This window comes from Propionispora hippei DSM 15287 (assembly GCF_900141835.1).
GTDB lineage: Bacteria > Bacillota > Negativicutes > Propionisporales > Propionisporaceae > Propionispora > Propionispora hippei.
On sequence record NZ_FQZD01000005.1, the window covers coordinates 70073 to 97006 of the forward strand.

Consider the following 26934-nt stretch of genomic DNA (forward strand, 5'->3'; position numbering starts at 1 on the left):
CGACCGTTCACTGTCCGGCTTTTGGGAGATTGTCTGCCATACTTCGTTGCTCGTCGGTTAAATACATTCAGTATTTGCGCTCTTCGTGCCTTGTCTGGTAAAAAGTCCGCTTAAAAATCTGGGCAGCTCAGATCGTCCACATATCCTGGAAGGAGATTCTTTCATGCACATTATTTCTGTACGTACCATTGAGGGCCCGAACCTATACAGTTATCAACCGGTCATCAAGGTAAAGTTGGATATTGGAAAATATGAAGATATTTCCAGCGCAGAAATTGCCGGATTTAATGAAGGCTTGTTACAGGTGCTGCCGGGTTTGAAAAACCATTATTGTTCCCGCGGCAGACAGGGCGGGTTTGTGGAACGTCTGTACGAGGGCACTTATTTAGCCCATATCTTGGAGCATGTCGTACTGGAACTGCAATGTATGGCCGGTTCGGAGGTCAATTTTGGCAAGACTCGCGGCAGTGGAGTGCGGGGTGTATATGATGTCGTTTTTCGTTATGAAATTGAAGCGCTGGCGCGGCAGGCGCTGGCGGTAGCCGTAGAACTATTGCGGGCAGTGATAGCCGGCCGGCCCTTTGACATCGCCACTGCGCTGCAACGTATCCGGGAAGCCGGTGATGAAGGCGGTTTCGGGCCAAGTACGGCGGCCTTGTACGAAGAAGCGCGCAAAAAAGATATCCCGGTAACCCGAATGGGCGAAGGCAGTCTGCTGTTTTTAGGTTATGGCTGCCGCCGGCGCCGGGCATGGGCCACGCTTACCGACCAGACCAGCGCGCTGGCTTCCGATCTGGCCTGTGACAAATATGTGACTAAGCAGGTGCTGGCCCAGTGCGGAATTCCGGTTCCTGACGGTATTGTGGTTACAACTGTAGCGGAAGCCCTCGCGGCCCGGCAGCGGATTGATGGCCCGGTAGTAGTGAAGCCGCTGGCCGGTAATCAGGGAAAGGGCGTAACCATCAATGCCCGCCAACCGGCTGAAATCGAGCGTGCTTTTCAGCTTGCCTATGATTATAATCACAGTGTGCTGATTGAGGAATATGTGTGCGGCCATGAATACCGGCTATGTGTGGTGGGCGGCAAGCTGGTTGCCGCGGCCGAACGGATACCGGCCTATGTACTGGGAGACGGGCAGCATACGGTGCAGGAGCTTGTCGATCTGATCAATGCCGATGCCGATCGCGGCAACGGTCATGAAAAACGGTTGACAAAAATAAAAATTGATGCAACCGCTGTTGATGTGTTGGCCCGTCAACAGCTTACCTTGGCCTCTGTGCCGGCTGAAAGACAGCTTGTCCGGATCCGGGAGAATGCCAACCTGAGTACCGGTGGCACGGCAGTGGATGTGACGGATATCGTGCATCCCGATAATGTCAAGATGGTGGAACGGGTGGCCCGGTTGATTGGTTTGGATGTAGCCGGCATTGATGTGGTTGCCGAAAGCATTGCCGAACCGATCCGGGAGGGGTATGGGGCGGTCATTGAAGTCAATGCGGCGCCCGGTATTCGCATGCACCATTATCCGTCGGCCGGTAAGGCGAGAAATGTAGCTCAGCGAATAGTTGAAAGCCTTTTCCCGGACGGTAATAACGGACGGATTCCGATTGTGGCGGTTACCGGTACAAACGGCAAGACCACAGTGACCCGGATGATCGGCAGTATCTGGCGAAAGGCCGGTTACCATGTGGGCATGACAACTACGGAAGGCATATATATTGATGAAGAATGCATCCTGCCCGGCGATACCAGCGGGCCGCGCAGCGCCGGCATGGTGCTGGCCGACCCTGCCGTAGAGGTTGCCGTGTTGGAAACGGCCAGAGGCGGTATTGTTCGCGGCGGCCTGGCTTTCGATAAATGCGATGTGGGAATTATAACCAACATAACGGAAGATCACCTGGGACAGGACGGTATTGAATCTCTGGAGGATTTGGCGTTTATCAAATCCTTGGTTGTTGAAACGGTCAAAGACGATGGATTCTCCCTGCTAAATGCTGATGATCCGGTCGTGACTGGCTTGGCTCACCGGACCGGCGGCGAAATAGTCTATTTCAGCGTAGAACCCAACAATGTTGTGGTACGGCGGCACCTGGGAGCAGGCGGCAAGGCGTTTTTTGTAAAAGATGGTATTATTTATACGGCTTGCGGCGATTTGGCCAGACCGGTTATCGCCGTGGCGGATATTCCCGCCGCCCTGGGTGGCATGGCTGTGCACAATTTGCAAAATGCCGTAATTGCTGCGGCTGCTTGCTATTGTATGAGAATTCCGGTCTCCTATATCCGGCAGGGGCTGGCCGAATTTGCGCAAAATCCCGGCAGGCTCAAATTAGAGACTATTGGCGATCTGCGGATTTGTGTCGATTACGGCCATAATCCGGCCGGGTATCAGGCTGTTATTCAGACGCTGCGGCGGTTAAATGCCAGGCGGCTGGTCGGGGTTATTGCCGCGCCGGGCGACCGGAGGGACGAAACCACTCGAAAAATCGGATGGATTGCCGGCAGGGGCTTTGATTATATTTATATTAAGGAAGATGCCGATCTGCGGGGACGGAAAAAGGGAGAAACGGCCGAACTGCTTCGTCAGGGTATACTGGAGTCAGGCTTGAAGCCTGACTATATCCGCATCATCCCCTCCGAGGCGGAAGCGGTGAAAACAGCCCTGCAGCAGGCACAACCCGGCGATTTGATTGTCGTATTTTTTGAAAGTTACGAGCTGGTTATGCAAACGCTGGAAGAATTCCGGCAAACCTATGAAGCCTCACTGGTTTCGCGGGAGGGGAAGGAACCGGCAATTTCCTATGGCGGCCTGCTGGCTGTGGATATGAAGTAGAAGAGCTATCCTCACAGATAATTTGACTGCTTTGTAAGGCCGGCAAAGCTTATATTTTCCAAAAAAAATTAACCTAATGGCAGGCATACTCCTATTTTATGTCGAATATAGTACTTCCAAATCCGCATCTGGAGGTATCTGCTAAATGAATGACAGCGTAGAGAATATAAAAGACTTGCATGAACTGCAGCTGGTTGTATTCCGTCTGGCGCGGGAAGAATATGGGCTGCCGATTACCAGGGTACAGGAAATCAATCGTTTGGTTCCCATTACTAAACTGCCACAGACGCCGCCCTTTATGGAGGGGATTATCAACTTGAGGGGCCGCATCATTCCCGTTATTGACCTGCGCAAGCGGTTTCAGCTGGAAGTGACGGAGCACACCGATAATACCCGGATTATTATTGTCGAAGTAAACGGCCAGACCATCGGTGTCATTGTGGATGCCGTTAATGAAGTTGTCAGACTGGAGCAGGGACAGATTGAGCCGCCGCCGCCATCCTTTGTCCTTGATGCCCAGTATATTCACGGTGTGGGAAAAGTGGACGGCCGTCTCTTGATTCTTTTAAATATTAATGCGGTATTAAGCAGTCAGGAAGAAATTGAGTTAAAGGAATTCAATCGGGAATGTTGAGTGTTGAATCGTTGCAGGTAGAGGCATATGCTAAAATCAATATTACTTTGGATGTTTTGCATAAGCGTGCGGACGGCTATCATGAAGTGTCGATGATCATGCAGGCGATAGACCTGCACGATACGGTATCACTGAAAAAACAGAACGGGGATATTACCGTTGAGGCTAATATTCCCGCTCTTGCTTGTGACGACAGCAATCTGGCCTATCGGGCAGCCCGTCTGGTCAGGGAAAGCTGTCACATCACTGAAGGAGTACATATCGTCCTGGATAAACAGATTCCTTTGGCGGCCGGTCTGGCCGGCGGCAGCTCCAACGCGGCGGCTGTACTGAAAGGGATGAACCAGTTGTGGCAATTGGGGTTAACCCAAGCGGAGCTGGAAGCATTGGGAGCCTCCTTGGGGTCGGATATTCCTTTTTGCCTGCGGGGCGGTACTATGCTGGCCACCGGCCGGGGCGAGATACTGACTCCATTGCCGGCAATGCCCTGCTGCTACGTTGTGTTGGCCAAACCGGGAATTTGTGTATCAACCGCCCAGGTCTACGGGCGGTATCGAAGTGCGGAACAGATAGTACATCCGGATACTCAAGGGGTTATTGCCGGTCTGGAACGGCAGGATCTGCCGGCTGTTACACAGCGCTTGTGTAATGTGCTGGAAAGTGTTACCGTAACCGAGTATCCTTTGATTGATGAACTAAAGCAAAGCATGAAGCGCTACGGGGTAATGAACAGCTTGATGTCGGGCAGCGGGCCAACCGTGTTCGGCCTTACGCCTGATCAAGAACAGGCTAATTATGTTGCTGACAGGCTGAGTAGCCAATTTAAAGATAAAGTCGATATTAGGGTGGCTAAAACACTGGCAAGGGTGGAGTGAGAAGATGGAACGGCGATTACTGCCAATCAGGCTGGATAGTTACCAGCCTTTGCGGGAAGTTGTATGTGAAACACTGAGGAATGCCATTGTAAGTGGAATTTTAAAACCAGGCGAGAGGCTGATGGAAATTCAACTGGCAGAGGAGCTTGGCGTAAGCCGGACGCCTGTGCGGGAAGCCATTCGCAAACTGGAACTGGAGGGGTTTGTCATCATGGTCCCGCGGCGCGGCACTTATGTGGCGGATCTTTCCATCAAGGATATTAATGAAGTATACGAAGTCAGAACCTCTCTGGATGTACTGGCCGCCGGACTGGCTGCCGAACGGATTACCGAGGAGGAACTGGAACAGATGGAGCGTCTGCTGGTGCAGATCGGCGAATATATTGATAACGGTGACATGGATAAGATTGTCGAAGCCGATAGCCTATTCCATGATATTTTATATCGGGCCAGTCGCAACGACCGTCTGGTTGGCATTATCAATAACTTAAGAGAACAACTGACCCGTTTTCGTTCGATGTCCATGTCTTATCCGGGACGGCTCAAAAACACGCTGGAAGAACACAGCCGTCTGGTGGAAGCCATCGCTCAGCGTGATCCGGAGCTTGCCCAGCAGAGAGCGGTTGAACATATGGAAAACGCGGAGCAGACTCTGTTAAATGATCTTAACGAACGCAGAAATCAGTCCAATGATTGACAAACGTGCCGGATATGGACAGGCGGGAGGCTTGGGGCATGGTTGATGCAATCGTTTTGGCTGGCGGTGAAAACAACAAAGCATTGCGTCAGGTCTCGGCGGCAACTTATGAGGCGTTGATCGAGATTGAGGGCAAACCCATGGTTTGGTATGTGGTCAATACACTGGCGGCAAGTCCTTTGGTGAACCGGGTTTTTGTTGCCGGTCCGCTGGCTGAACTGGCTGGCTGTGTACTGCCGGGAGAGCCGGTGCTTTTACCGTCAGGCAAATCCATGATGGATACTGTTGTGGCGGGAATGCGGGCCTTAGGACATCAAAACAAGGTGTTGGTGGTGACGGCGGATATTCCCCTAATTTCCGGTGAAGCGTTGACGGATTTTCTTCGGCAATGTGCCGGCAGTGAGGCCGACGTCTATTATCCGATTGTGTCACAGGATATTGTCAGACGACGCTTTACGACAGTCAAACGTACTTATGTCCGCTTGAAGGAAGGGATATTTACCGGCGGCAATGTGTTTTTGGTCAAGCCGGCCATTGTGGAATCCTGTCGGGATTTTGCCGCCCAAGTAGTGGCACAGCGGAAAAAGCCTTTAAACTTGTGCCGTTTACTGGGCTGGTCTTTTATTGTCAAATTTTTGTTGGGCCGGTTAAGTCTGGCCGATATAACCGGCCGGTTGTCGGAACTGCTGGGAATCACCGGGCAGGTGGTTGCTTCGTCCTATGCCGAAATCGGCATGGATGTGGATAAATTAAGCGATCTGGAAATGGTACGTAATGAAATAGCCCGCTTATAGAATAAACGCGCTGTATTGGCGCGTTTATTCTATAAGCGGCAAAAATGGTAACCCATACCGGAGAACTTGCGTGGACAATGGCGATGTATAGGTCGGTGCGAAAAGCAAAAGAATAAATGATAAGTTTTCCCGCCGCTTTTTTGACGTGGCCGGCTGAAAAGCTTTGCTGCTATGTGGAGGGTGAATAAAATAAAATCAGTGGTTTTCTAGCAGGAATTGTCAGGTAAACAGAGAATCTGAATAAAAAAGTTATTGGAAGGAATATTGTTCGGGATTTCCTGACAGTGGAGGAAAAGGATGACTAAAGTACGGAGAACGGAACGTATGATTGCGTTGACCAAATTTTTGACGGAGCGGCCGGGCCATTTATTTTCACTTAATCATTTCTGTGAATTGTTTGGCGCCGCTAAATCGACGTTAAGTGAAGACATCGTTACGATCCGGCAGGCGATGGAGCAATTTGCCATGGGATCGCTGGAAACGGTTTCCGGTGCGGCCGGCGGAGTGCGTTTCCTGCCGCTAAAATCGCAGGACGGAACTTGCGCTTTCTTGCATGAACTGGCAGAAAAACTGGCCTCGCCGGAGCGGATTATTCCGGGCGGTTTTTTATATATGGCCGATATTCTCTTCACACCAGACCTTATGGTGCAGGTGGGGGAAATCTTTTTCTCCCGGTTTTCACATTTATCGCCCGATTATATTATGACAGTGGAGACAAAGGGCATTCCGCTGGCATTTATGACGGCGCGGGCCTTTAATCTCCCTTTGGTCATCGTCCGTCAGGGCAGCAAGGTGACCGAAGGGCCGTCCGTCAGTATCAACTACGTAACCGGCTCGGGCAAGCGAATTCAATCCATGTCCCTGCCACGCCGGGCAATTCCGCCCGGGGCGCGGGTTCTGGTTATTGATGACTTTATGAAAGCCGGTGGTACCGTGCGGGGCATGTATGACCTGGCTCATGAGGTGGATGTGGAAATCGTCGGCACCGGCGTGCTGGTCGGTACGGCCCAGCCACAGGTAAAACTGGTTGAGGATTATTTGGCACTGCTTATCCTGCATGAGGTTGATCAACAGCGAAAAATCGTGGATATCCGACCGGCTTTGTAGGACCTGTATTCAATCATGGAAATGCTGGAGCGACGAGTGATTTTTTCGCCAGACTAGGCACATTTTCGCAGGCATAATGGGGTTATGGCAAGAAAATGTAACGAAGTATGGAGGGAAAGTCGCCGTCGATACAGGATTTTCTAATGGTTGAATACAGGTTCTAAGGCCGGTTTGATTCTTCTTTCTAGAAATTGTAGTAATTTGCAGGAATCTGACTGATCATGTAGAACCTAAATAAGGTTTGAGTTTTGGGATTGATAAAGAGTAACAGGGGGAGTTGAAGTAATGTCAGAATTGGTAACGGTGATCCTAGCAGCAGGTAAGGGCACGAGAATGAAATCGTCTATACCTAAAGTACTGCACCCTGTGGGAGGCAAACCCATGGTGCAGCATGTGTTGGATGCCGCCAATTTTGCCGGAGCGTGCCAGAATATCATTGTGGTCGGATTCGGTTCGGAAGCAGTAACCGCAGCACTGGCGGGGCAGGCTCAATTTGTCCTTCAGGCGGAACAACTGGGGACAGGGCATGCGGTCATGCAGGCAAAAGATTTGCTGGAGAAATTTGCGGGTACTGTCATGGTGCTTTGCGGCGACACTCCTTTATTAAGAGGAGAACTGTTGGCCAAACTGTATGCGGAGCATTGTGCGGCCCGGGCTGCGGCCACTGTATTGACGGCGAATATGCCTGATCCTTCCGGCTATGGTCGGGTTATTCGTGATGCTGCCGGTCAGGTTCGCGGCATCGTGGAGCAGAAGGATGCTTCGGTGGAAGAACTCGCTGTGCACGAAATTAATACAGGAATTTATTGTTTCGACAGCCGGGAGCTTTTTGCGGCACTTAGCCAGATTACCTGTACCAACGCACAGGGTGAATATTATCTGACCGATGTGCTGGGTATTTTAGCCCGGGAAAATAAGAGGGTCGGCGCTGTAACGGCACCCTGCTTTGAGGAGACGATGGGAATTAACTCCCGCGTTCAACTGGCGGAAGCAGAGAAATTTATGCGCCAGCGCAAATTGCAGGCTTTAATGGAAAATGGTGTGACCATCATGGACCAGGCCAGCACTTTTATTGACGAAAGTGTTTCTATCGCTCCTGACACAGTCATTTATCCGTTTAGCTGGCTGGAGGGAAACACGGTAATTGGGAGTGGCTGTACGATCGGACCTAATACGCGCATCCAGAACAGCCAAATCGGTGACCGGGTAACCCTGCATTTTGTATATGCCCATGATTGCGTAGTGGACTCTGATGTTACGGCAGGCCCTTATGTTCATCTAAGACCGAATACCCATTTGAGCCGTGGCGTCAAGGTGGGCAATTTTGTGGAAGTGAAGAATTCCAAAGTAGGGGAGAACAGCAAGATTCCTCATTTGAGCTATATCGGGGATACGGATATGGGCTCTAAAGTAAACATTGGTTCCGGTACCATCACCGTAAATTACGACGGAAAAAAGAAATACCGGACTACGATCGAAGACAATGCTTTTATCGGGTGCAATACTAATTTGGTAGCCCCTGTAACGGTAGGCGAGGGAGCGTTTGTGGCCGCCGGTTCGACTATCACGAAGGATGTGCCGCCGGCAGCGCTGGGTGTAGCCAGAGCTCGTCAATCCAATATTGAGGAATGGGCGAACAAGAGAAAATAAACTTTTGGCAGCAGGAACGCTCTTGCGGGTACTTATAAATAAATTTTATAAAACTGTTGGCATAAGTCTGATCTGACGGGAATACAGGCGTGTGTCAACAGGTATGGAGGTAATGTATTAACATGGTGCTGAAAAACAAGGATCGATTATGTCTCTTTACCGGTAATGCCAATCCGGAATTGGCGCAGGAAATTGCCGATTATTTGGGAATCCCTTTGGGAAAAGCTTTCGTTGGGCAGTTTAATAATGGTGAAACCCAGGTAATTATTGATGAAAGCGTACGGGGCAAGGAAATTTTCGTAGTGCAGCCAACCAGTTATCCGGCGAATGAGCATATTATGGAATTATTGATCATGGTAGATGCGTTCAGACGCGCATCAGCCCGGCATGTAACGGCAATCATTCCCTATTATGCTTATGCAAGGCAGGACCGCAAGACTCGGGGACGTGAACCGATCTCGGCTAAGTTGATCGCCAATCTGCTGACAATTGCCGGGGTAAGCCGGGTCATTACGATGGATCTTCATGCCGGACAAATTCAGGGCTTTTTTGATATTCCGGTGGACCATATGCCTGGTGTGCCTATTTTGGCGGAATATATTACTTCCAAGAATCTGGAGGATATTGTTGTGGTATCGCCGGATCTCGGCGGTGTGACGCGGGCCAGACAACTGGCCGACCGATTGGGCGCCCCCATTGCCATCATTGAAAAGCGACGCCCCGCACCAGGCGTAGCGGAAGTTATGAATACCATTGGCAGTGTGGAAGGCAAAACGGCGATTATTGCCGATGACATGGTTGACACAGCCGGTTCGTTGGTAGAAGGCGCCAAGGCCTTGGGAAGATTGGGCGCCAGGGAGGTTTATGCCTGCTGCACTCATCCGGTGCTTAGCGCTCCGGCGGTGGAACGCATTGAAAAATCAAACATCAAAGAGCTGATCGTAACCAATACCATTCCCCTTTCCCCGGAAAAATGCTCGCCTAAAATTAAAGTATTGTCGGTTGCCAAACTGTTAAGCGGCGTTATCACCAACATCCACAACGAAGTTCCGGTAAGCATTCTGTTTAACTAATTAAACGGCGGATGGTTTAATTTTCATCACCTGCATACACTATAAGGGCGCGATATCGCGCCCTTATAGTGTAATATGATATAATGAATGATATTTGGAGGATGATGAATTGTGCCAGCCGTTACCATCAGGCAGGCCGCTTTATCGGATGTAGCGGCAATGGCAGCTTTGTTTACCGAGTGCTTTGGCGAAAGCGTCCGGCATTATTGCGGCAGCTCACTGCCACGGCCGCAGGCTATGGAAGATATCTTCCGGCTTGTCTACAAGGTGGAGCCGGAAGCCGCCTTTGTGGCGGAAGCTGCCGGCCGGCAGGTCGTAGGATATTGCTTTGCTCCCGCCTGTTTGCCCCGGCTGTGGATTGAGGCAGTGACCGGCGGCTACATTTTTTTATGGTTCTATCGCTGGGTTACCGGTCGTTACGGGCTTGGTTTGCGGCCATTAAAGACAGTCTTTTTCAATAAAGCTTCGTTCCTTCAGTCTTCCCTGCAGCCGCAGCGGCAAGTCAATGCCCGCATTCTGTCCATTGCCGTCAGTGAAAGCTGGCGGGGACAAGGCATCGCCGGCGGTCTCATGGCGGCAGCCATGAACTATTTTGCCGCCTGCCGGGTCGACAGGGTTCGCCTGGAGGTAAGGCCGGATAACCATCCTGCCTTGCAGGTGTATCAAAGATGGGGGTTTGTACCCGCCGGTGTGACACGTGATTCGCAGGGTGAATGGCTTATCATGCTAAAAGAAATGGAAGGCTGACAGGGATGGAGATACAAGTGCGGCTGATCAGTATGCTAGGATTTCTGACTGTGATAGTGTTGACCTGTCTGGTTGTCGATTATTTTCAGGTTTTGCGTCGCCCGGCGCGTCTGGGTCTGGGCCTTGCCGTCATCTGCATTGTCGCGGGAGTTATCCTGGTACTGAATGCCGTGCTGCCGGACAGTCAGTTTTATGGGGCTGTTTTTTCGGAGCAGAATACCCTGGATAAGGTGGTGGCTCTGACGTTTGACGATGGGCCCAATCCGTCTTATACGGGGCAGCTTTTGGATATTTTACGCGATAACGGCGTGCATGCCACTTTTTTTCTGATAGGCCGCCACGTGGCCGAAGCGCCGGAACTGGTCAGCCGTATCGCGGCGGAAGGACATCAGATCGGCAACCATACCTACAATCATTTGGATTTGCTAAAGCTTGACCGGAAAGCGGTGGAGGCAGAGATTGATAAAACCAATGAAGTTATCGCAGCCATAACCGGGAGTAAACCTGTCCTCATCCGGCCGCCTCATGGCTTTCGCGATGCTGCTGTACTCGGTATCATCCGGAACAGGGGAATGGTGCCGGTGGAATGGTCGGTAGCCAGCCGGGACTGGACCAATCCGGGAGTGGCTATCATCGTGCGGCGTACGGTGCAGCAGGTGAAAAGCGGCTCGATCATTTTGCTGCACGACGGAGCCGGTGATGTTTCAAGGGCCCAAACCATCGAGGCGACGCGGCGGATTATTCAGGAACTGAAGGGTCGGGGCTACCGGTTTGTCACGGTTGGCGAATTGCTTGCTATGGGGGAGAACAAACATTGAAAATTATTGCGGGGTTGGGAAACCCGGGACAAGAATACCAAGCAACCCGGCATAATGTCGGGTTTATGGTGGTTGACGAATTGGCAAGACTTTGGAAAATTGATAACTGGCGAAACCGGCACGAGGCTCTGGTAGCGGAATACCGTGAGGCCAAAGAGCCGGTTTTGCTGGTAAAACCGATGACATACATGAATTTAAGCGGTGTGGCGGTCGGCGCCTTGGCTCGCTGGTACAAGGTCGCGCCGGAAGATATTATGGTTATTTATGATGATATGGATATTCCCTGCGGAAAACTGCGGCTCAGAAAGAAAGGCAGCGCCGGCGGGCACCGGGGGCTGGTCTCACTGTTGGAACATTTGGGGACAGAGGATTTTTTCCGTATTCGGGTGGGTATCGGGCGACCGCCGGCCGGCTGGCAGGTAGTTGATTATGTGCTAAGCCGGTTCAACGCTGAAGAAACCGAGCTTGTTGTTCAAGCGGTGGAACGGGCGGCCCAAGCGGTTGTTTGTGCCATTGACCGGGATGTGGACCTGGCGATGAATCGTTATAATAAATAGTTCCTGCAGGGACCGTAGCAGTCCGATACGCTTAAAGACAGGAAATCAATGTAGCTGTGGTGGACTACTACCCTGTCAGGAATAGTTTTTAGAAAAGTGGTAGGAGCTGGTTTGATTTGCTAACCGCATTGTTTGCAGATAAAAGAGGAGAAATATTTGATGCGCCGGGTTATCAGGCGATGGGACGAACTGGCTGGGAGGAGGCTGTCTTGACGCCGGAAGACATGATTCCTCTGCCGGAAGGAGCCTCGCTGGCCTACTTGCCGGAGCGTACGGCGCTTGGTGTGGGGAAAAACGGCAAAATCCGGAAGGTACCGGCCGGTGGGCTGGCGGTAGCTGCTTTGTTGCCAGCCGGCTATACCCGGACCCATTTGCCCGCTTTTTGCAAGGAAGAGGGGGCGCCGGTCCTGCCGCTTTATGGCTATACGGCGGCGGCTCTCTATCAGGACCGCATTTACGTGGCGGCGGTCAAGAGCGATGATGATGAAAATTGGTGTCCCACCAACTATAATACATCGGACATAAAAGAACGGGTGCGCCGGCTGCAAAAACAGTTTGATGGCAACCGGATTGTCGGACAACTGGCCCGTTGTTCGCTGGAATGGCAGTGCTGTACGGCGCAAAATCTATTCTACCGCCGCTGGGAAGCCGGGATTCCGGTGTCTCCCGCCTGCAATGCCGACTGCCTTGGCTGCATTTCCTTGCAGCCGGCCGAGTGCTGCCCGTCACCGCAAAGTCGTATTACTTTTAGGCCGACTCCGGAGGAAATTGCCGAAGTTGGCGTATATCACCTGGACGGGGCGCCGGAGGCTATTGTCAGCTTCGGGCAGGGCTGTGAGGGAGAACCTTCGCTAGCTTTTGAAAATATTGCCGAAGGCATCCGGCTTATCCGTAGCCGGACGGCCAGAGGGGTTATCAATATGAATACAAACGGTGGTTTTGGCAGGGGTGTGAAAACCATTGTCGACGCAGGGCTGGACAGTATGCGAGTCAGCATAATCAGCGCCATCCCGGAGACCTATCAGGCTTACTATCGCTGCCAGTACCGGCTGGATGAGGTAAAAGAGTCCATCCGCTATGCCAAGGGAAAAGGCGTCAGAGTGTCGCTGAATATGCTTTCCTTCCCCGGATTAAATGACCGGGAGGAGGAAGTAGGGGCCTGGTTGGATTTTTTGGCCGAGACCAAGGTGGATATGATCCAACTGCGCAATCTGAACTTGGACCCCGACCTGTTCTTGCAGAGCATGCCGCCCGCTAGGGGAACGGCCATCGGAGTAAAGCGTTTTGTGGCGGAACTGATTAAACACCAGCCGCAGATTGTTGTCGGTAGCTTTAGTCACTTCTTTACTACTAAACGGTGAAGAAAAATACTGATGGAACACAATAGAAACGGAAACAATATTGCATAACACATATTGGTATGCTATAATTATTTAGCGATAATCCAATTGTTTACACGAAACGAGGTGCAAAGATAGAATGAAAGAAAAAATCCATCCTAATTATGGCGAAGCAAAAGTCATTTGCGGTTGCGGCAATACTTTTGTGACCGGTTCTGTAAAAAAAGAACTTCGCGTTGATGTGTGCTCTAAGTGCCATCCGTTTTTCACCGGCCAACAACGTAATATTACTGCCGGCGGCCGGATCGAGAAATTCAATAAGCGTTATGGTCAACAAGCCTAAAACGAGGAGCAGAGCAGAAACGCTCTGCTTCATTTGTATTCAGCGATAGATAACCGATGCGGCCGGCAGACTTGAAAAACGTTTCCGGCCTTATAGAAAGGGTGAGTGTTGTGAAACCTAAGATTTATATAGGCGGTCAGGCAGTTATCGAGGGCGTCATGATGCGCGGCCCTGCTTCCATCGCCACGGCGGTGCGGGAACCTTCCGGTGAGATTATGGTAAAAAAGGAAGATTTGGTTTCTGTTGCCGATAAATATCCTGTTTTAAAAAAGCCAATGATCAGAGGTGTAGTTGCGCTAATCGAATCACTGGTTATCGGCTTGAAGGCGTTGTCCTTCTCGGCCCAGGCGGCCGGTGAGGAAGGCGAGGAACTGAGCAATAAGGAAATTGCCATGACGATGATATTTTCGCTGGGCCTGGCTATTTTGCTGTTTGTCGTATTGCCGACCTACGCGGCGAAATATATCCACAGTGCCATTACCGACGCCCGTCTGCTCAATCTGTTTGAAGGCATTTTACGGTTGACCGTATTTTTAGTTTACATCGTTGGTATCTCTTTAATGAAGGATATTCAGCGGGTCTTTCAATACCATGGGGCAGAGCATAAGACCATTCATGCCTATGAGGCCGGTATGCCGCTTACAGTGGACAATGTCCGGGGCTTTAGCACGCTCCATCCGCGCTGCGGCACCAATTTTTTGCTTATTGTTATGGTGGTCAGTATTATTATGTTTGCCTTCCTGGGCTGGCCTTCCCTTTGGGAGAGGATTGTTTCCCGGATTATTCTGATGCCACTGGTGGCGGGTATTGCCTATGAGATTATCCGGTTCGCCGGCCGCAGTCAGGCAGCCTGGGTCAGAATTTCCATTTTACCGGGATTATGGCTGCAAAAGCTGACGACCCGCGAACCGAGCGACGACCAAATTGAGGTGGCCATTCAGGCCTTTGAAGCGGTCCGGCCGGCAGAAGACCCGGAGACTGCTACGCCGCCGGAAGGCCTTTGCAGCCCGTCGGCTTGCTAGCCGGAGGTTTGTAATCCTGACGAAGTACTATATTGATGAGGTGAAGATTTGTGCTTGATAAACTCCAAGCCATTGAAGATAAATACAGTGAATTGGAAAATCTGATCAGTGATCCGACAGTGATTGCCAACATGACAGAATGGCAAAAGCACACCAGGGCTCACTCCAAGCTGACGCCGCTGATTGTTAAATTCCGGGAGTATAAAGCGGTGCTGCAGGGACTGGCCGATACCCGGGAACTGTTAGACGACAATCCGGAGGCCGATCTGCGGGATATGGCCCAAGCCGAGCTCAGTGAGTTAAAAGGCCGGGAAGCGGCGTTGACCGACGAACTGCGGATTTTACTGCTGCCGCGCGATCCCAATGATGATAAAAGCGTTATTGTTGAAATCCGGGGCGGCGCCGGCGGTGACGAAGCGGCGCTGTTTGCCGGCGATTTGTTCCGTATGTATACGCGCTATGCGGAAAACCGGGGCTGGCGGACGGAAATGCTGGATGCCAATGCACCTGATTTGGGCGGTTTTAAGGAAGTTGTTTTTGTCGTGGACGGTGATGGGGCTTACAGCCGTCTGAAATATGAAAGCGGTGTGCATCGTGTGCAGCGCGTCCCGACGACCGAGTCAAGCGGACGTATTCATACATCTACCGTAACGGTGGCTGTGCTGCCGGAAGCTGAGGAAGTGGACATCACTGTCAATCCGAACGATCTGAAAATTGACACCTATTGTGCCAGCGGCGCCGGCGGTCAGCATGTAAATAAAACGGAATCGGCCGTCCGAATTACCCACTTGCCCAGCGGTATCGTGGTAACCTGTCAGGATGAGAAGTCGCAGCTCAAAAATCGTGACAAGGCGATGCGGGTGCTCAGGGCCAAGCTGCTGGAAGCCGCCGAGGAGGAACAGCGGGCAGGGGTGGCGGAAGCTCGTAAAAGCCAGGTGGGAACAGGCGACCGCAGCGAGCGGATTCGCACTTATAATTTTCCCCAGGGCCGGGTGACGGACCACCGGATTGGCCTGACCCTGCATAAATTGGATTTTATACTAAACGGCGATCTGGATGAAATGATTGAAGCGCTGATTACGGTGGACCAGAGCGAACGTTTAAAGCAGGCTGAATAAGATGGAAAAAAAGCATGCATGGACGATTGGGACAATTTTAACTTGGACCAGGCAGTACTTCCAAGACAAGGGCGTGGATAATCCACGCCTGGATGCTGAAGTACTGCTTTCCCATATCCTGGGGAAGGACAGGCTGTATCTTTATGTCCATTTTGACCAACCCTTGGAACAGCGGGAGCTGGAAGCTTTCAGGGCGGTAGTCAAACGTCGGGTGCTGCGGGAACCGGTTGCCTATATTACCGGCTGCCGGGAATTTATGGGTCTGGCCTTCCAGGTTAGTCCGGCAGTACTCATCCCCCGGCCTGATACGGAAATTCTGGTGGAAACCGTGTTGGCCAAACTGGCCGGACAGAATACGGCTGCGCCGGCTCTGCTGGATATCGGCACAGGCAGCGGCGCTATTATCATTAGCATGTTACATACGCTGACCGCGGCCACCGGCGTGGCTGTGGATATTTCGCCAGAGGCTTTGCTGGTTGCCCGGGAGAACGCTTACCGCCTTGGTGTAGACGACCGGCTGACGTTGTGTAAAGGCGACGTCTTTTCAGCGGTGGCTGGCCGGCAGTTTGACGTAATTGTTTCCAATCCGCCTTATATTCCGCAAAAAGATATCACGGGACTCACGTCCGAGGTGAGAAAAGAACCTCACCTGGCTTTAGATGGCGGAGTTGACGGGCTTGATTTTTACCGCCGGATCAGCCAGGCGGCGCCCGCTTATCTTGTGGCCGGCGGCCTGCTGGCTTTTGAAGTCGGTCAGGGCCAAGCCGATGCGGTGGCGGAACTAGGCAGAAAACAGCAGTTCCTGGTGGAAGCCATAGTTAAGGATTATGGCGGCATTGACCGGGTGGTTTTACTACGCGACCCCCGTCAGCCGGTACCGCAATGAGGCAAAGGAGAACAGAGATGGAGACTAAGCATTTTGTAGTTGATAAGAATAGCCCGGACCGTGCCCAACTGTCGGAAGCCGCAGCCTACATTAAGGCCGGCGCTCTGGTGGCTTTCCCTACGGAAACCGTGTACGGTCTGGGGGCCGACGGGCTGAATGCCGCGGCGGTGGAGCGCATTTATGAGGCTAAGGGACGTCCTTCGGACAATCCGTTGATCTTGCATATTGCCGACCGTCAGGAAGTAGTGCGGCTGGTTGCCTCAATTCCGGCTAACGCCGAAGTGTTGATGGAGTCCTTTTGGCCGGGGCCGCTGACTGTTATTTTGGAGCGGACCGCCATCGTGCCGGACCGGACTACCGGCGGGTTGAACACGGTAGCTGTGCGCCTGCCCGATTCCCCGGTGGCCAGGGAACTTATCCGGCAGGCCGGCACACCGCTGGCCGCGCCGAGTGCGAATATTTCCGGCCGTCCCAGCCCAACCAATGCCGCTGACGTACTGGCCGATTTGGCGGGGAAAATTGCTGCCGTGGTAGATGCCGGTGACTGTGCTATCGGTGTGGAGTCGACTATTGTCGATTGTACCACACCCGTACCTACTCTGCTAAGGCCCGGAGGGATAACGCTGGAGCAACTGCTGGCGACGTTAGGTGAAGTGGAAGTAGATGCCGCTTTGGCTGCCGCCGATGCGGCGCCTCGCGCTCCCGGCATGAAATATACACACTATGCGCCAAAAGTCCCGATGACGCTCTTAGAGGTAGCGCCGGCAGAGACAGTGCCTGTGTTGCTGCGGGAACTGGCCGGGGCAGAGAAACAGGGATTACGGGCTGGCGTGGTGGCCTTTGATGAAACACTGGCTCTGCTGCCGGATAAACCGGTCAAAGCCAGTTTGGGCTGCAACCGGGATGCCGGAGAAGCCGCCGCCAGGCTGTATACGGTGCTCCGTTATTTTGACGATAAACCGGTTGATGTTATTTTTGCCGAGGCCGTCAGTGAACAGGGCCTGGGGCTGGCGGTGATGAACCGGCTGCGCAAGGCCAGCGGCTACCGTATTATAAAAAAATAAATGCAATTTCGACGCGCCGGGTGCAAAAGGATTTGTCGGGACGCGTCTTGTGAATAAATCAGCGGTTTTTTTTAGACTATCCACTCCGCTATCCACATATATATAAACGCGGAGGTGGGACTGTGAATAGCCTGGAAATATTCATCTTAAGCGTTGCGTTAGGGACGGATTTGTTTTCGGTGGCCATTCCCATTGGCATGAATAGAATCAGATGGCGCGTGATTGTCTGGGCTTCGTTTGTATTCGCGGTGTTTCATATTGTGATGATTCTGACTGGCTACCATTTTGGCCATTGGCTGGGAACACTTGTCGAACACATTGAAACATACCATGTGGCAACTCCCTCGCTGGTGATACAAAACTGGGCCAGTGCATTTGGGGCCGTTGTGTTAATGGGGTTGGGCGCCTATATGATTAAAGAGAATATAGCCGGGCAGGGAGCGGCCAAGACGGCCCCCGGCAGGATTCTTAAAGGCTGGGCGCTGCTGCTCTTGGGCGTTGGCGTCAGTATGGACGCTTTGGCGGCCGGCTTTAGTATGGGCATGATGGATGTGGATCTGATTAAGCTCAGCGGGATGCTGGGGACAGTCATTTTTTGCATTGCCGTGCTGGGGTTAAGCCTAGGACGCCGGATTGGCCGGTATGTTGGCTCCCGGGCGGAACTGGCCGGCGGGGCGGTACTGATTGGTTTGGGCCTGCATGTTTTATATCATGCTTTATAAGAGGATAAACGGCTGGAATTTGCTAGTTTGAGACAGTAGGCATACGGTCTGAATGACCATAACGAGGGTTGCGAAAAATAGATCAACAGTATGTAAAGGATTAGGGCTGATAAATACTAATCCTAACGGATTTGGCTATACTAAAAAAGTGAGGCGTTTTTATGCTGCATATTTTGTTTGTTTGTACGGGAAATACCTGCCGCAGTCCGATGGCTGAGGCTTTATTGTGCGAAAAAGTCAGACAGGCCGGTCTGAACAATAAAGTTAACGTTTTGTCGGCAGGGATTATGGCCGGCTACGAGTATCCGGCATCAAAATTTGCCTGTGCAGTGATGCAAGCCCGGCATATTTCGCTGGAAGAACATCGCTCACGTCAACTGACGGCGGACGCGATTGCCGCAGCCGACCTGATCCTGACCATGGCCCTGTCCCACAAACGGGCTGTGCTGGCCTTGGCGCCGGAGGCGGCCGACAAGGTGTTTACTTTGTGTGAATTTGTTGGCGCCGCCGGGGATGTGGACGACCCTTACGGCGGCAGTTATGAAACCTATGACAGCGCAGCGGCGGAGATTGATTTTCTATTGGGACAAGCTTGGAAAAAAATTGTCGCTTTAGCAGGAAAAGAATATTAAATGGAGAATTTTTGTTGAGATGTAAGTCATGCTCAAGCAAAGGACACAGGAGGATGCCATGTCTGAGGTTGCTCATCTTACAGAGGAAACAGTAAAGGCTGCTGAGGAACTTTTAAAAACGGCTGTTTTGCGCTCCGGACAGCTTGTTGTAGTTGGCTGCAGCACCAGTGAAGTGCGGGGTTCACAGATTGGTTCGGACAGCTCAACGGAAGTTGCCCGTGCGGTGCTGGCTGGCCTCATGCAGGTGGCCGAAACATACGACGTACAGCTTGCAATTCAATGCTGTGAGCATTTAAACCGTGCACTGGTAGTGGAGCGTGCGGTGCTGGAACGTTATGGGCTGGAGGAGGTCTGCGTTCGGCCGGCGCCTAAGGCCGGTGGTTCTTTAGCTGCCTGTGCCATGCAAAGCTTCGCTGAGCCGGTGGTGGTGGAAGCCATTCAGGCTCATGCCGGGCTGGATATTGGCAATACCCTGATTGGCATGCATTTGAAGCGGGTTGCGGTGCCGGTCCGGTTGCAGCAGAAATACATCGGGGCGGCGCCGGTTGTTGCCGCCCGCACCCGTCCTAAATTGATTGGCGGGGCCCGGGCTATATACGAATAATTTACAGGATGAGATTTGGAGGAGAATAAGGATGAGTGTGCTCAAGGGATTTGACCCGGAAATTGCCCGGATGATTGAATTGGAACGTCAGCGTCAGCAAAATAAACTGGAACTCATTGCTTCTGAAAATTTTGTCAGCAAAGCCGTTATGGAAGCGCAGGGATCGGTTCTGACCAACAAATATGCGGAAGGCTATCCCGGACGCCGTTACTATGGCGGTTGCGAACATGTGGATGTAATTGAACAGTTAGCGATTGACCGGGTGAAAGCGCTGTTTGGCGCTGAACACGCCAATGTGCAGCCTCATTCGGGAGCCCAGGCCAATACGGCGGTATATTTTGCCTTTTTAAAACCCGGCGATACGATTCTAGGTATGAACCTTTCCCATGGCGGCCATTTGACTCATGGCAGCCCGGTTAATATTTCCGGCAAATATTACAATGTTGTTGCCTACGGTGTCGATGCCGAGACACACCGTATCAATTATGAGGAACTGGAAGATCTGGCCATGACTCACCGGCCTAAGATGCTGGTCGCCGGAGCCAGTGCCTATCCGCGGGTGATTGATTTTGCCCGGTTGGCGGAGATTGCTCATAAAGCCGGGGCCATGCTGTTTGTCGATATGGCTCACATCGCCGGACTGGTAGCTGCCGGTTTGCATCCAAATCCGGTGCCCTATGCCGATATCGTGACTACTACGACCCATAAAACGCTGCGTGGTCCCCGGGGCGGCGTCATTCTATGCCGCGCTGAATATGCGGCAGCCGTGGATAAGGCGATTTTTCCCGGTATTCAGGGCGGCCCCTTGATGCATGTCATTGCGGCCAAGGCCGTTGCCTTTAAAGAGGCGGCCAGCGAGGAGTTCCGTCTGTATCAGGAACAAATTATCAAGAATGCCAGCGCTCTGTCGGCTAAACTGGCTGCTTCGGGCTTTACCATTGTGTCGGGCGGCACGGACAACCACTTAATGCTGGTCGATGTGCGCGGACAGAACCTAACAGGCAAGCAAGCGGAAAAATTGCTTGATGAGGTCGGTGTAACCGTCAATAAAAATACCATTCCCTTTGATCCGGCCAGTCCTTTTGTGACCAGCGGTATCCGTATCGGAACGCCGGCAGTGACCTCCAGAGGCATGCAGGAAGAAGATATGGCGGTTATCGGCGAAATCATTGCCATGGTCTTAAACCGGCCGGAAGACGAAGCGGCTAGGACCAAGGCGATTGCTATGGTCGCAGAATTGTGCGGAAAATATCCGCTATATGAGTAGGAGATGAATACATGCAGGTTAAAATCATTGATCACCCCTTAATTCAACATAAACTATCCTTAATTCGTGATATAAAAACAGGACCGAAAGAGTTCCGGGAGCTGCTAGATGAAATTTCCATGCTGATGGCCTATGAGATCACCCGTGATCTGCCATTGGAAACAACCGAAATAGAGACACCTGTTGCTAAATGCCAGTGCAAAATGCTGGCAGGCAAGAAAATGGGCGTTGTGCCTATTTTGAGAGCCGGCTTGGGGATGGTTAACGGTATTTTGCGGTTAATTCCCGCTGCCAAGGTCGGTCATGTGGGACTATATCGCGATCCGAAAACCTTATTGCCTGTGGAATACTATTGCAAACTGCCGCCGGACGTGGCGGAACGGGATTTTGTCGTCATTGACCCGATGCTGGCAACCGGCGGCTCATCGGCGGCAACCATTGATATTTTAAAACGGGAGGGTGCCCGTCACATTAAGCTGATGTGTTTGGTGGCGGCGCCGGAGGGCGTACTGCTCGTCAATAAGCAGCATCCCGATGTAGAAGTGTATACGGCTGCTGTTGATGAATATCTTAATGATCATGGCTATATCGTTCCCGGTCTGGGCGATGCCGGTGACAGAATATTTGGCACGAAATAGATAAAAAAGAGAATCCGGCGGGATTCTCTTTTTTACTACCGTCTGTCCTGCAGACAGAGCAAATAACGGCTGGACAGGAGAAAGGCCAGCGCATATAATCGTAACTGACAACGATAAACGATATGGAGGCTGTAAATGTGAGTGAGAGGGACCGTCCGTCTTGGGATAGATACTTTATGGAAATGGCACGGGTGGCCGCAACCCGTTCCACTTGTCTGCGGCGTCAGGTGGGGGCAGCCATTGTGAAAGACAAACGGCTGTTGACCACCGGCTACAATGGTGCACCGCAGGGAATCAGACACTGTAGTGAGACAGGCTGTTTACGCCAGGCTGCAAATATTCCTTCCGGTGAGCGTCATGAACTATGCCGCGGTACCCATGCCGAGCAAAACGCCATTGTTCAGGCGGCCTTTCATGGCGTTGAAATTGAAGGAGCCACGTTGTATTGTACCCATCAGCCTTGTTCGGTTTGTACCAAAATGATCATTAACGCGGGAATTCGCCGTATTGTTTTTGAAAATGGCTATCCCGATCAGTTGGCAGTGGACATGCTGGAAGAAGCGGGAATTGTCTATGAACAGTTACGATAACAGCCAGCCTGCGGTTTCCCATAAATTTTTCATGTGTACAAAAGTCAGTCAATATGTTAAAATTTTACGTAAATATGAGTACGGAGTAAGGTGCTATGCTGGAGCCGATTTATTTACCAAAATTGAATCATCTCAGCCCTACGCTGGATTCTACGTTGCTTAAAATTATGGAGGAAGCCGGTGAACTGGCCAGGGCAGTCCTTCATTTTCTACCCTATGAGGGACTGAAGGCAGCGGAAATTGCCGATAACCGGGAGGCAACTGTCTTGCTGGAAGAAGTGACCGGTGAACTCTTAGATGTGGCTCAGACCTGTGTCACGATGATATTTGTAATGGAACAGATGCCCGAGCTTTCCGACTTTTCGACCGGTGAATTAATACAGGCGCATTTGGACAAGTTGTCGGCGAAGGGCTATGACTTTGACCGTTCCGGCGCCTACAACATTACGACAGCCGGCAACTTTAAATATCTGGTCTTACCGCGTTTGCGGCTAAAACAGGTCACTCTGTTAACTACTGTGTGCAAGATCCAGGAAGAGGTGGGCGAATTGACCCAGTTTCTGGGCAAGCGCCAGGGGGCTTCCGGGGAATGTCCGGAATTGGCGGCCAGAGCGGCGCTGCAGGGTTGTGCGGCGGAATTGCTGGATGTGGCACAGTGCTGCTTTACCATGATGTATATTTTGGCCGAATCATATCAAGTTGATATCAGCGCACTGACGCAGCGGCATGTAGCGAAGCTGAGAAGGAAGGGCTATTGCGCGTGACGGCTGTTTATTCTGCTGTGTTTTGTCCTTAGTGAGGAAAATTCTGCCGGGGCTGAAAGAAATTGTTTTAAAAAGATTGAAATATGGGCAAATTTTATAGTATATTATCTGTTTATCATGAATATAGTTGTTGATGATGAAAATACTAGATTTAGATGGTTTTGACTGGAAGATACCGGTTTGACAAGATATGACCCGTAGGTTAGAATGAAAACGTTGGTTTAGAAATGAGGTGTTAAGCTTATGCAGGCATATGTTGTTGCCTTTGTTGTTGCTTTGGTTGTGGCTTATTTTGCCACGCCACATATAAAAGATTTGGCGATTAAGGCCGGAGCTATGGATGCACCTGACGCCCGGAAAGTGCATACCAGTCCGATCCCCCGTATGGGCGGATTGGCCATTTATGCCGGGTTTATTCTTGCTGTTGTCTCCAGTATGCAGATTACCCATGAGATAGCAGGGCTGCTCATTGGGGGCACAGTGATTTTGATTGTTGGCATTATTGATGATTTAAAACCTCTTCCGGCCAAGGTTAAGCTGTTTGGACAGATACTGGCGGCTGCCGTACTGGTTTTGTTTGACGTTCGAATCGAGTGGCTGACCAATCCTTTTGGCGAGATGATATACATTAATTATCTGTCGGTTCCGCTTACCATTCTCTGGGTTGTCGGACTTACGAACACGGTCAATCTGATTGACGGGCTGGATGGTTTGGCTGCGGGGGTATCCACAATTGCCTCCATCACTATCCTCTTGGTCGCCCTACAGCAGAACTTCTGGTCGGTAGCTATTATGATGGCCGCTTTAGCCGGCAGTGCGATGGGTTTTTTACAGCATAATTTCAATCCGGCCAAGATTTTTATGGGTGATACGGGCAGTATGTTTTTAGGCTATATGCTGGCTGCCGTATCCATCCTTGGCATGGTAAAGAGTGCGGCAACCATTGCGTTGATTGTGCCTATTTTAGCGCTTGGCCTGCCGATCATGGATACGGCTTTTGCCATTATCCGCCGTTACAGCAACGGCCGTCCGATTTTTAAGCCTGACCGGGGGCATCTGCATCATCGCCTTCTGGATATGGGACTTACTCAGAAGCAGGCTGTATTATTGATGTATGTAATCAGTGGCTGTCTGGGCCTTAGCGCCATTGCACTGACCGAAGTAAACAAGGGCCTGGGGGCTATTATTATCGCCGTTGTGCTGGTAGTTGCCTTTTTCGGAGCGAGGAAAATTGGCGTATTAAAATCCGGTAAATCGGCAGAGAGCCACTAGTGCCGGACATAGGTGAGTCAACGACAATGCAGCCTTACGGAAGTCCGTGAAGAATTGCAGCTTCAGGGTTGATGGATCACTGGTCCGTTAAGAAGAATAATTGCACGAGTATACAGAGACTACGGGCGGGCATAATGCCCGCCCATTTTCGGTGACACACGGAAGGAGTTAACAAATATGTTGCAATGCGAGAAAAAGCCGCGGATTAAGGTTATGACGATTTTCGGCACACGGCCGGAAGCTATCAAGATGGCACCGGTTGTGCTTGAACTGGCTAAATACCCCGAGTGGATTACCCCGGTGGTGGTGGTAACCGCCCAGCACCGGGAAATGCTGGACCAGGTGCTTAAACTGTTTAACATCACACCGGATTATGATTTGGATATCATGTCCCAGGGGCAAACGCTTTTTGATATTACTTGCCGGGCGATGCACGGACTAAATGAAGCCATCGGCAAGGAAAAACCGGATATCGTACTGGTTCATGGCGACACAACCACCACCTTTGCCGGCGCTTTGGCCGCCTACTATCATCAAACGGCGGTAGGGCATGTGGAAGCCGGACTTAGGACAGGCAACAAATATTCTCCTTTTCCCGAAGAAATGAATCGAAAGCTGACCGGATCGCTGGCCGATCTGCATTTTGCGCCGACCGAAGTGTCCCGTGCGAATCTTTTGGCTGAAATGGTGACGGAAGAGGCGATCACGGTGACAGGCAATACCGTTATTGACGCCTTGAAGGCAACCGTTAATCCCGGCTATGTATTTCAAAATGAGCTGTTATCCGGCATTGATTATCAGAATCGCCGCGTCATACTGGTTACGACGCACCGGCGGGAGAATTTGGGCGAGCCGATGCGCCATGTTTACCAGGCACTCCGGCGAATCGTCGAGGAGTTTGCCGATGTGGAGATTGTATTTCCGGTGCACAAAAATCCAAAGGTCCGGGAAGTCGTTCAAACCGAACTAGGCGGGATCGGCCGGGTGCATTTGATTGATCCGCTGGATTATGAACCTTTTGCCAATCTAATAGCCCGTTCTTATCTGGTGCTGACCGATTCCGGCGGCATTCAGGAAGAGGCACCGGCCTTAGGCAAACCCGTATTGGTGCTGCGGGACACTACGGAACGGCCGGAGGCGGTTGAAGCCGGGACAGTGCGTTTAGTCGGTACTGAACGGGCCTGTGTATATGAGGAGACTCACCGTCTGCTGGCCGATGAGAAGGCTTATGCGAGCATGGCCAATGCTTGTAATCCTTATGGCGACGGACAGGCTTCCCGGCGAATCGCGCAGGCTATTTTATTTACATATGGATATATAGGGCAAAAACCGGATATCTTTAAGGTATAGCTTTGCATTTGTCGAAAATGGAAATTTCTTAGCTTTTTGGCTGGTTTTGCTCAAAAGCCAGAAGGATTTCGTTCGGGTTTGGCGAAATGAATTGCTTGTTAGGAATAAATGTAAAAGTAAACGCAAGGCTTACCCCGGATTTTTGCTGGATCTGTAGACGGCGGGGGATGTTTATGAACAAAAAAGACAAGCAGCCAGGTTTTTCTGCCCTGGGCATTGCTACAACACTGAGTTTTACTCTTGTCGCTAATATTGCTGTCGGAATTTTTCTGGGACGGTTGCTGGACAACTGGTTGGACTGTGCTCCCTGGGCCAGTGTGGCAGGCATCGTTCTTGGTATGGTTTCCGGCCTGTGGGCTATCTATAAAAAGGCCGTGAAATATTAGGTTTAGGAAACAGGGAAAGGGAAAGATGCTGAATTATTTTTCAGAAGTAAAATGTGTATTTCTCGCTTTAGCTGCAGCGGGAGGTCTTGCCTATGCAATGCTTCTCATCTGGGGAAAACCGGCGCTGGCTAACGGCCTGCTTGCCGGTTTACTTATCAGTGCTGTATATTTTCTGATGATGTGTTTCCGGATAAGAAAGACGGCGGAGCTGCCTTTGCGCAGTGCCCTGCTTCACATGCGCCAGGGCTGGCTGCTGCGCTTGATTTTTATTGCTTGTTCCGCATTTTTGGCTATGCAAATACCGGCGTTGGATATACTAGGAGTAATTGCCGGCTTGTTTTTACTGCATGTAGTTGTATTTTTGCATGCTGTCAGGCTGGCAGTGCGTGACGGCAAGTCGGTTTGTACTAAGGATAACAGAAAGGGGTGAAATGATGGAACATGGAATTGGCGAACATAAACTGGTCCATATTGCTGGTTTGGCCTTTAATATGGATACGCTGTATATGACTTGGCTTACGATGGCGATCGTCATTATCATTGCTGGTTTGGCCGTTCGCAAGCTGGAGATGGTGCCGCGAGGCTGGCAGAATGCTTTAGAAATAGCGGTAAGCGGCTTGCTGGAACAGATTGAGAGTACCATCGGTCCTAAGGGTAAGAAAATGGCGCCGTTATTAATTACCTTATTCTTGTTCTTGCTTTTGTCTAACTGGCTAGGACTGGTTCCCGGCCTTACTTCGCCGACCAATGATCTGAATACGACCTTGGGACTGGCTTTGATGGTTGTGGTGTTGGTTCATGGCATTGGTATGATAAATAAAGGAATTGGCGCTTATTTGAAACATTTTATTGAGCCGTATGTCTTTTTTTTACCGATTAATATTATTGAGGAAATTGCTAAGCCGGTCACTTTATCCTTCCGTCTTTTTGGCAATATCCTGGCTGGTGAAGGCCTGTTGATTATCTTGGGGCTTTTGGTTCCTTACTTTATACCGACCTTATGGCTGGCTTTCAGTACAGTGGTCGGCATCATTCAGGCATTTATTTTTACCATGCTGACCATGGCGTATTTGTCCAACTCGTTTAAGGACGAGCAGCATTAATTGTGACTGCTCTAATACTTTATATTGATAAGGGCCATTCTGGGGAAAGGA

29 protein-coding genes are annotated in these 26934 nt (G+C 51.2%); all 29 read left to right on the forward strand.

The features are described 5' to 3' along the window. The first annotated feature begins 163 nt into the window (after positions 1-163). Entirely contained in the window at positions 164-2830 is a 2667-nt protein-coding gene (cphA, locus tag F3H20_RS02260) for a cyanophycin synthetase (protein ID WP_149733355.1), read from the forward strand. A gap of 145 nt (positions 2831-2975) precedes the next feature. After that, positions 2976-3464 (forward strand): chemotaxis protein CheW, encoded by a 489-nt coding sequence (locus F3H20_RS02265; protein ID WP_149733356.1) that lies wholly within the window; start codon positions 2976-2978, stop codon positions 3462-3464. Then, on the forward strand, positions 3458-4339 hold the full coding sequence (gene ispE / locus F3H20_RS02270) for a 4-(cytidine 5'-diphospho)-2-C-methyl-D-erythritol kinase (protein WP_149733357.1): 882 nt from the start codon (positions 3458-3460) through the stop codon (positions 4337-4339). Before F3H20_RS02265 ends, ispE begins: the two co-directional genes overlap by 7 nt. Before the next feature lie 4 nt (positions 4340-4343). Then, positions 4344-5036, forward strand: a complete 693-nt coding sequence (locus tag F3H20_RS02275) for a GntR family transcriptional regulator (protein ID WP_091743819.1) — start codon at positions 4344-4346, stop codon at positions 5034-5036. Between the two features lie 38 nt (positions 5037-5074). Then, a complete protein-coding gene (locus F3H20_RS02280; RefSeq protein ID WP_149733358.1) occupies positions 5075-5830 on the forward strand; it encodes a nucleotidyltransferase family protein in 756 nt (251 codons plus the stop codon). 297 nt (positions 5831-6127) lie between these two features. Beyond that, positions 6128-6937 (forward strand): pur operon repressor, encoded by an 810-nt coding sequence (gene purR / locus F3H20_RS02285; protein ID WP_149733359.1) that lies wholly within the window; start codon positions 6128-6130, stop codon positions 6935-6937. 285 nt (positions 6938-7222) lie between these two features. Beyond that, entirely contained in the window at positions 7223-8587 is a 1365-nt protein-coding gene (gene glmU, locus F3H20_RS02290) for a bifunctional UDP-N-acetylglucosamine diphosphorylase/glucosamine-1-phosphate N-acetyltransferase GlmU (protein WP_149733360.1), read from the forward strand. A gap of 122 nt (positions 8588-8709) precedes the next feature. Next, positions 8710-9660: a ribose-phosphate diphosphokinase gene (locus F3H20_RS02295; protein ID WP_149733361.1), complete on the forward strand. Its 951-nt coding sequence runs from the start codon at positions 8710-8712 to the stop codon at positions 9658-9660. A gap of 111 nt (positions 9661-9771) precedes the next feature. Next, entirely contained in the window at positions 9772-10407 is a 636-nt protein-coding gene (locus F3H20_RS02300; RefSeq protein WP_223191569.1) for a GNAT family N-acetyltransferase, read from the forward strand. Between the two features lie 5 nt (positions 10408-10412). Continuing rightward, the gene (locus F3H20_RS02305) at positions 10413-11225 is read left to right on the forward strand and encodes a polysaccharide deacetylase family protein (RefSeq protein WP_149733362.1); all 813 of its coding nucleotides are present in this window, start codon (positions 10413-10415) and stop codon (positions 11223-11225) included. Next, positions 11222-11782 (forward strand): aminoacyl-tRNA hydrolase, encoded by a 561-nt coding sequence (gene pth / locus F3H20_RS02310; RefSeq protein WP_149733363.1) that lies wholly within the window; start codon positions 11222-11224, stop codon positions 11780-11782. Before F3H20_RS02305 ends, pth begins: the two co-directional genes overlap by 4 nt. Before the next feature lie 116 nt (positions 11783-11898). Beyond that, a complete protein-coding gene (locus F3H20_RS02315; RefSeq protein WP_223191570.1) occupies positions 11899-13143 on the forward strand; it encodes a radical SAM protein in 1245 nt (414 codons plus the stop codon). Positions 13144-13261: 118 nt separating this feature from the next. Then, positions 13262-13465 (forward strand): 50S ribosomal protein L31, encoded by a 204-nt coding sequence (gene rpmE / locus F3H20_RS02320; RefSeq protein ID WP_091743812.1) that lies wholly within the window; start codon positions 13262-13264, stop codon positions 13463-13465. 110 nt (positions 13466-13575) lie between these two features. Beyond that, positions 13576-14487, forward strand: a complete 912-nt coding sequence (locus F3H20_RS02325; RefSeq protein WP_149733364.1) for a DUF1385 domain-containing protein — start codon at positions 13576-13578, stop codon at positions 14485-14487. Positions 14488-14537: 50 nt separating this feature from the next. Continuing rightward, a complete protein-coding gene (prfA, locus tag F3H20_RS02330; protein ID WP_149733365.1) occupies positions 14538-15605 on the forward strand; it encodes a peptide chain release factor 1 in 1068 nt (355 codons plus the stop codon). Position 15606: 1 nt separating this feature from the next. Next, the gene (gene prmC, locus F3H20_RS02335) at positions 15607-16491 is read left to right on the forward strand and encodes a peptide chain release factor N(5)-glutamine methyltransferase (RefSeq protein WP_149733366.1); all 885 of its coding nucleotides are present in this window, start codon (positions 15607-15609) and stop codon (positions 16489-16491) included. A 17-nt stretch (positions 16492-16508) separates the two neighbouring features. Continuing rightward, positions 16509-17555, forward strand: coding sequence for an L-threonylcarbamoyladenylate synthase (locus tag F3H20_RS02340; RefSeq protein ID WP_149733367.1), 1047 nt, complete (start codon positions 16509-16511; stop codon positions 17553-17555). Between the two features lie 122 nt (positions 17556-17677). Then, entirely contained in the window at positions 17678-18277 is a 600-nt protein-coding gene (locus tag F3H20_RS02345) for a manganese efflux pump MntP (RefSeq protein WP_149733368.1), read from the forward strand. A 161-nt stretch (positions 18278-18438) separates the two neighbouring features. Continuing rightward, entirely contained in the window at positions 18439-18909 is a 471-nt protein-coding gene (locus F3H20_RS02350; RefSeq protein ID WP_149733369.1) for a low molecular weight protein arginine phosphatase, read from the forward strand. Between the two features lie 58 nt (positions 18910-18967). Then, complete coding sequence (locus F3H20_RS02355; RefSeq protein ID WP_149733370.1) at positions 18968-19513, forward strand: TIGR01440 family protein; 546 nt, start codon at positions 18968-18970, stop codon at positions 19511-19513. Between the two features lie 31 nt (positions 19514-19544). Further along, positions 19545-20780 (forward strand): serine hydroxymethyltransferase, encoded by a 1236-nt coding sequence (locus F3H20_RS02360; RefSeq protein ID WP_149733371.1) that lies wholly within the window; start codon positions 19545-19547, stop codon positions 20778-20780. A gap of 11 nt (positions 20781-20791) precedes the next feature. Next, a complete protein-coding gene (gene upp / locus F3H20_RS02365; RefSeq protein WP_149733372.1) occupies positions 20792-21418 on the forward strand; it encodes a uracil phosphoribosyltransferase in 627 nt (208 codons plus the stop codon). Between the two features lie 137 nt (positions 21419-21555). Beyond that, complete coding sequence (locus F3H20_RS02370; protein ID WP_223191571.1) at positions 21556-22008, forward strand: deoxycytidylate deaminase; 453 nt, start codon at positions 21556-21558, stop codon at positions 22006-22008. Between the two features lie 95 nt (positions 22009-22103). Continuing rightward, positions 22104-22772 carry a nucleoside triphosphate pyrophosphohydrolase family protein gene (locus tag F3H20_RS02375; RefSeq protein WP_149733374.1) on the forward strand — a complete coding sequence of 223 codons (669 nt, stop codon included), beginning with the start codon at positions 22104-22106 and terminating at the stop codon, positions 22770-22772. Positions 22773-23015: 243 nt separating this feature from the next. After that, complete coding sequence (locus F3H20_RS02380) at positions 23016-24044, forward strand: MraY family glycosyltransferase (protein WP_149733375.1); 1029 nt, start codon at positions 23016-23018, stop codon at positions 24042-24044. Positions 24045-24221: 177 nt separating this feature from the next. After that, positions 24222-25394, forward strand: a complete 1173-nt coding sequence (wecB, locus tag F3H20_RS02385) for a non-hydrolyzing UDP-N-acetylglucosamine 2-epimerase (RefSeq protein WP_149733376.1) — start codon at positions 24222-24224, stop codon at positions 25392-25394. A 173-nt stretch (positions 25395-25567) separates the two neighbouring features. Next, a complete protein-coding gene (locus F3H20_RS02390; protein WP_149733377.1) occupies positions 25568-25780 on the forward strand; it encodes an AtpZ/AtpI family protein in 213 nt (70 codons plus the stop codon). Between the two features lie 25 nt (positions 25781-25805). Further along, positions 25806-26210 carry an ATP synthase subunit I gene (locus F3H20_RS02395; RefSeq protein WP_091743797.1) on the forward strand — a complete coding sequence of 135 codons (405 nt, stop codon included), beginning with the start codon at positions 25806-25808 and terminating at the stop codon, positions 26208-26210. 4 nt (positions 26211-26214) lie between these two features. Continuing rightward, positions 26215-26883, forward strand: a complete 669-nt coding sequence (gene atpB / locus F3H20_RS02400; protein WP_149733535.1) for a F0F1 ATP synthase subunit A — start codon at positions 26215-26217, stop codon at positions 26881-26883. Positions 26884-26934: the final 51 nt, after the last annotated feature.

Excerpts from the sequence above, each read along its gene's own strand:
- F3H20_RS02360 (WP_149733371.1), top strand. The coding sequence starts at position 19,545 with ATGAGTGTGCTCAAGGGATTTGACCCGGAAATTGCCCGGATGATTGAA.
- wecB (WP_149733376.1), top strand. The coding sequence starts at position 24,222 with ATGTTGCAATGCGAGAAAAAGCCGCGGATTAAGGTTATGACGATTTTC.
- F3H20_RS02295 (WP_149733361.1), top strand. The coding sequence starts at position 8,710 with ATGGTGCTGAAAAACAAGGATCGATTATGTCTCTTTACCGGTAATGCC.
- F3H20_RS02380 (WP_149733375.1), top strand. The coding sequence starts at position 23,016 with ATGCAGGCATATGTTGTTGCCTTTGTTGTTGCTTTGGTTGTGGCTTAT.
- F3H20_RS02280 (WP_149733358.1), top strand. The coding sequence starts at position 5,075 with ATGGTTGATGCAATCGTTTTGGCTGGCGGTGAAAACAACAAAGCATTG.
- F3H20_RS02395 (WP_091743797.1), top strand. The coding sequence starts at position 25,806 with ATGCTGAATTATTTTTCAGAAGTAAAATGTGTATTTCTCGCTTTAGCT.
- upp (WP_149733372.1), top strand. The coding sequence starts at position 20,792 with ATGCAGGTTAAAATCATTGATCACCCCTTAATTCAACATAAACTATCC.
- atpB (WP_149733535.1), top strand. The coding sequence starts at position 26,215 with ATGGAACATGGAATTGGCGAACATAAACTGGTCCATATTGCTGGTTTG.
- F3H20_RS02355 (WP_149733370.1), top strand. The coding sequence starts at position 18,968 with ATGTCTGAGGTTGCTCATCTTACAGAGGAAACAGTAAAGGCTGCTGAG.
- glmU (WP_149733360.1), top strand. The coding sequence starts at position 7,223 with ATGTCAGAATTGGTAACGGTGATCCTAGCAGCAGGTAAGGGCACGAGA.
- F3H20_RS02390 (WP_149733377.1), top strand. The coding sequence starts at position 25,568 with ATGAACAAAAAAGACAAGCAGCCAGGTTTTTCTGCCCTGGGCATTGCT.
- prmC (WP_149733366.1), top strand. The coding sequence starts at position 15,607 with ATGGAAAAAAAGCATGCATGGACGATTGGGACAATTTTAACTTGGACC.
- ispE (WP_149733357.1), top strand. The coding sequence starts at position 3,458 with ATGTTGAGTGTTGAATCGTTGCAGGTAGAGGCATATGCTAAAATCAAT.
- F3H20_RS02305 (WP_149733362.1), top strand. The coding sequence starts at position 10,413 with ATGGAGATACAAGTGCGGCTGATCAGTATGCTAGGATTTCTGACTGTG.
- purR (WP_149733359.1), top strand. The coding sequence starts at position 6,128 with ATGACTAAAGTACGGAGAACGGAACGTATGATTGCGTTGACCAAATTT.
- F3H20_RS02265 (WP_149733356.1), top strand. The coding sequence starts at position 2,976 with ATGAATGACAGCGTAGAGAATATAAAAGACTTGCATGAACTGCAGCTG.
- F3H20_RS02340 (WP_149733367.1), top strand. The coding sequence starts at position 16,509 with ATGGAGACTAAGCATTTTGTAGTTGATAAGAATAGCCCGGACCGTGCC.
- F3H20_RS02350 (WP_149733369.1), top strand. The coding sequence starts at position 18,439 with ATGCTGCATATTTTGTTTGTTTGTACGGGAAATACCTGCCGCAGTCCG.
- F3H20_RS02275 (WP_091743819.1), top strand. The coding sequence starts at position 4,344 with ATGGAACGGCGATTACTGCCAATCAGGCTGGATAGTTACCAGCCTTTG.
- F3H20_RS02375 (WP_149733374.1), top strand. The coding sequence starts at position 22,104 with ATGCTGGAGCCGATTTATTTACCAAAATTGAATCATCTCAGCCCTACG.
- cphA (WP_149733355.1), top strand. The coding sequence starts at position 164 with ATGCACATTATTTCTGTACGTACCATTGAGGGCCCGAACCTATACAGT.
- rpmE (WP_091743812.1), top strand. The coding sequence starts at position 13,262 with ATGAAAGAAAAAATCCATCCTAATTATGGCGAAGCAAAAGTCATTTGC.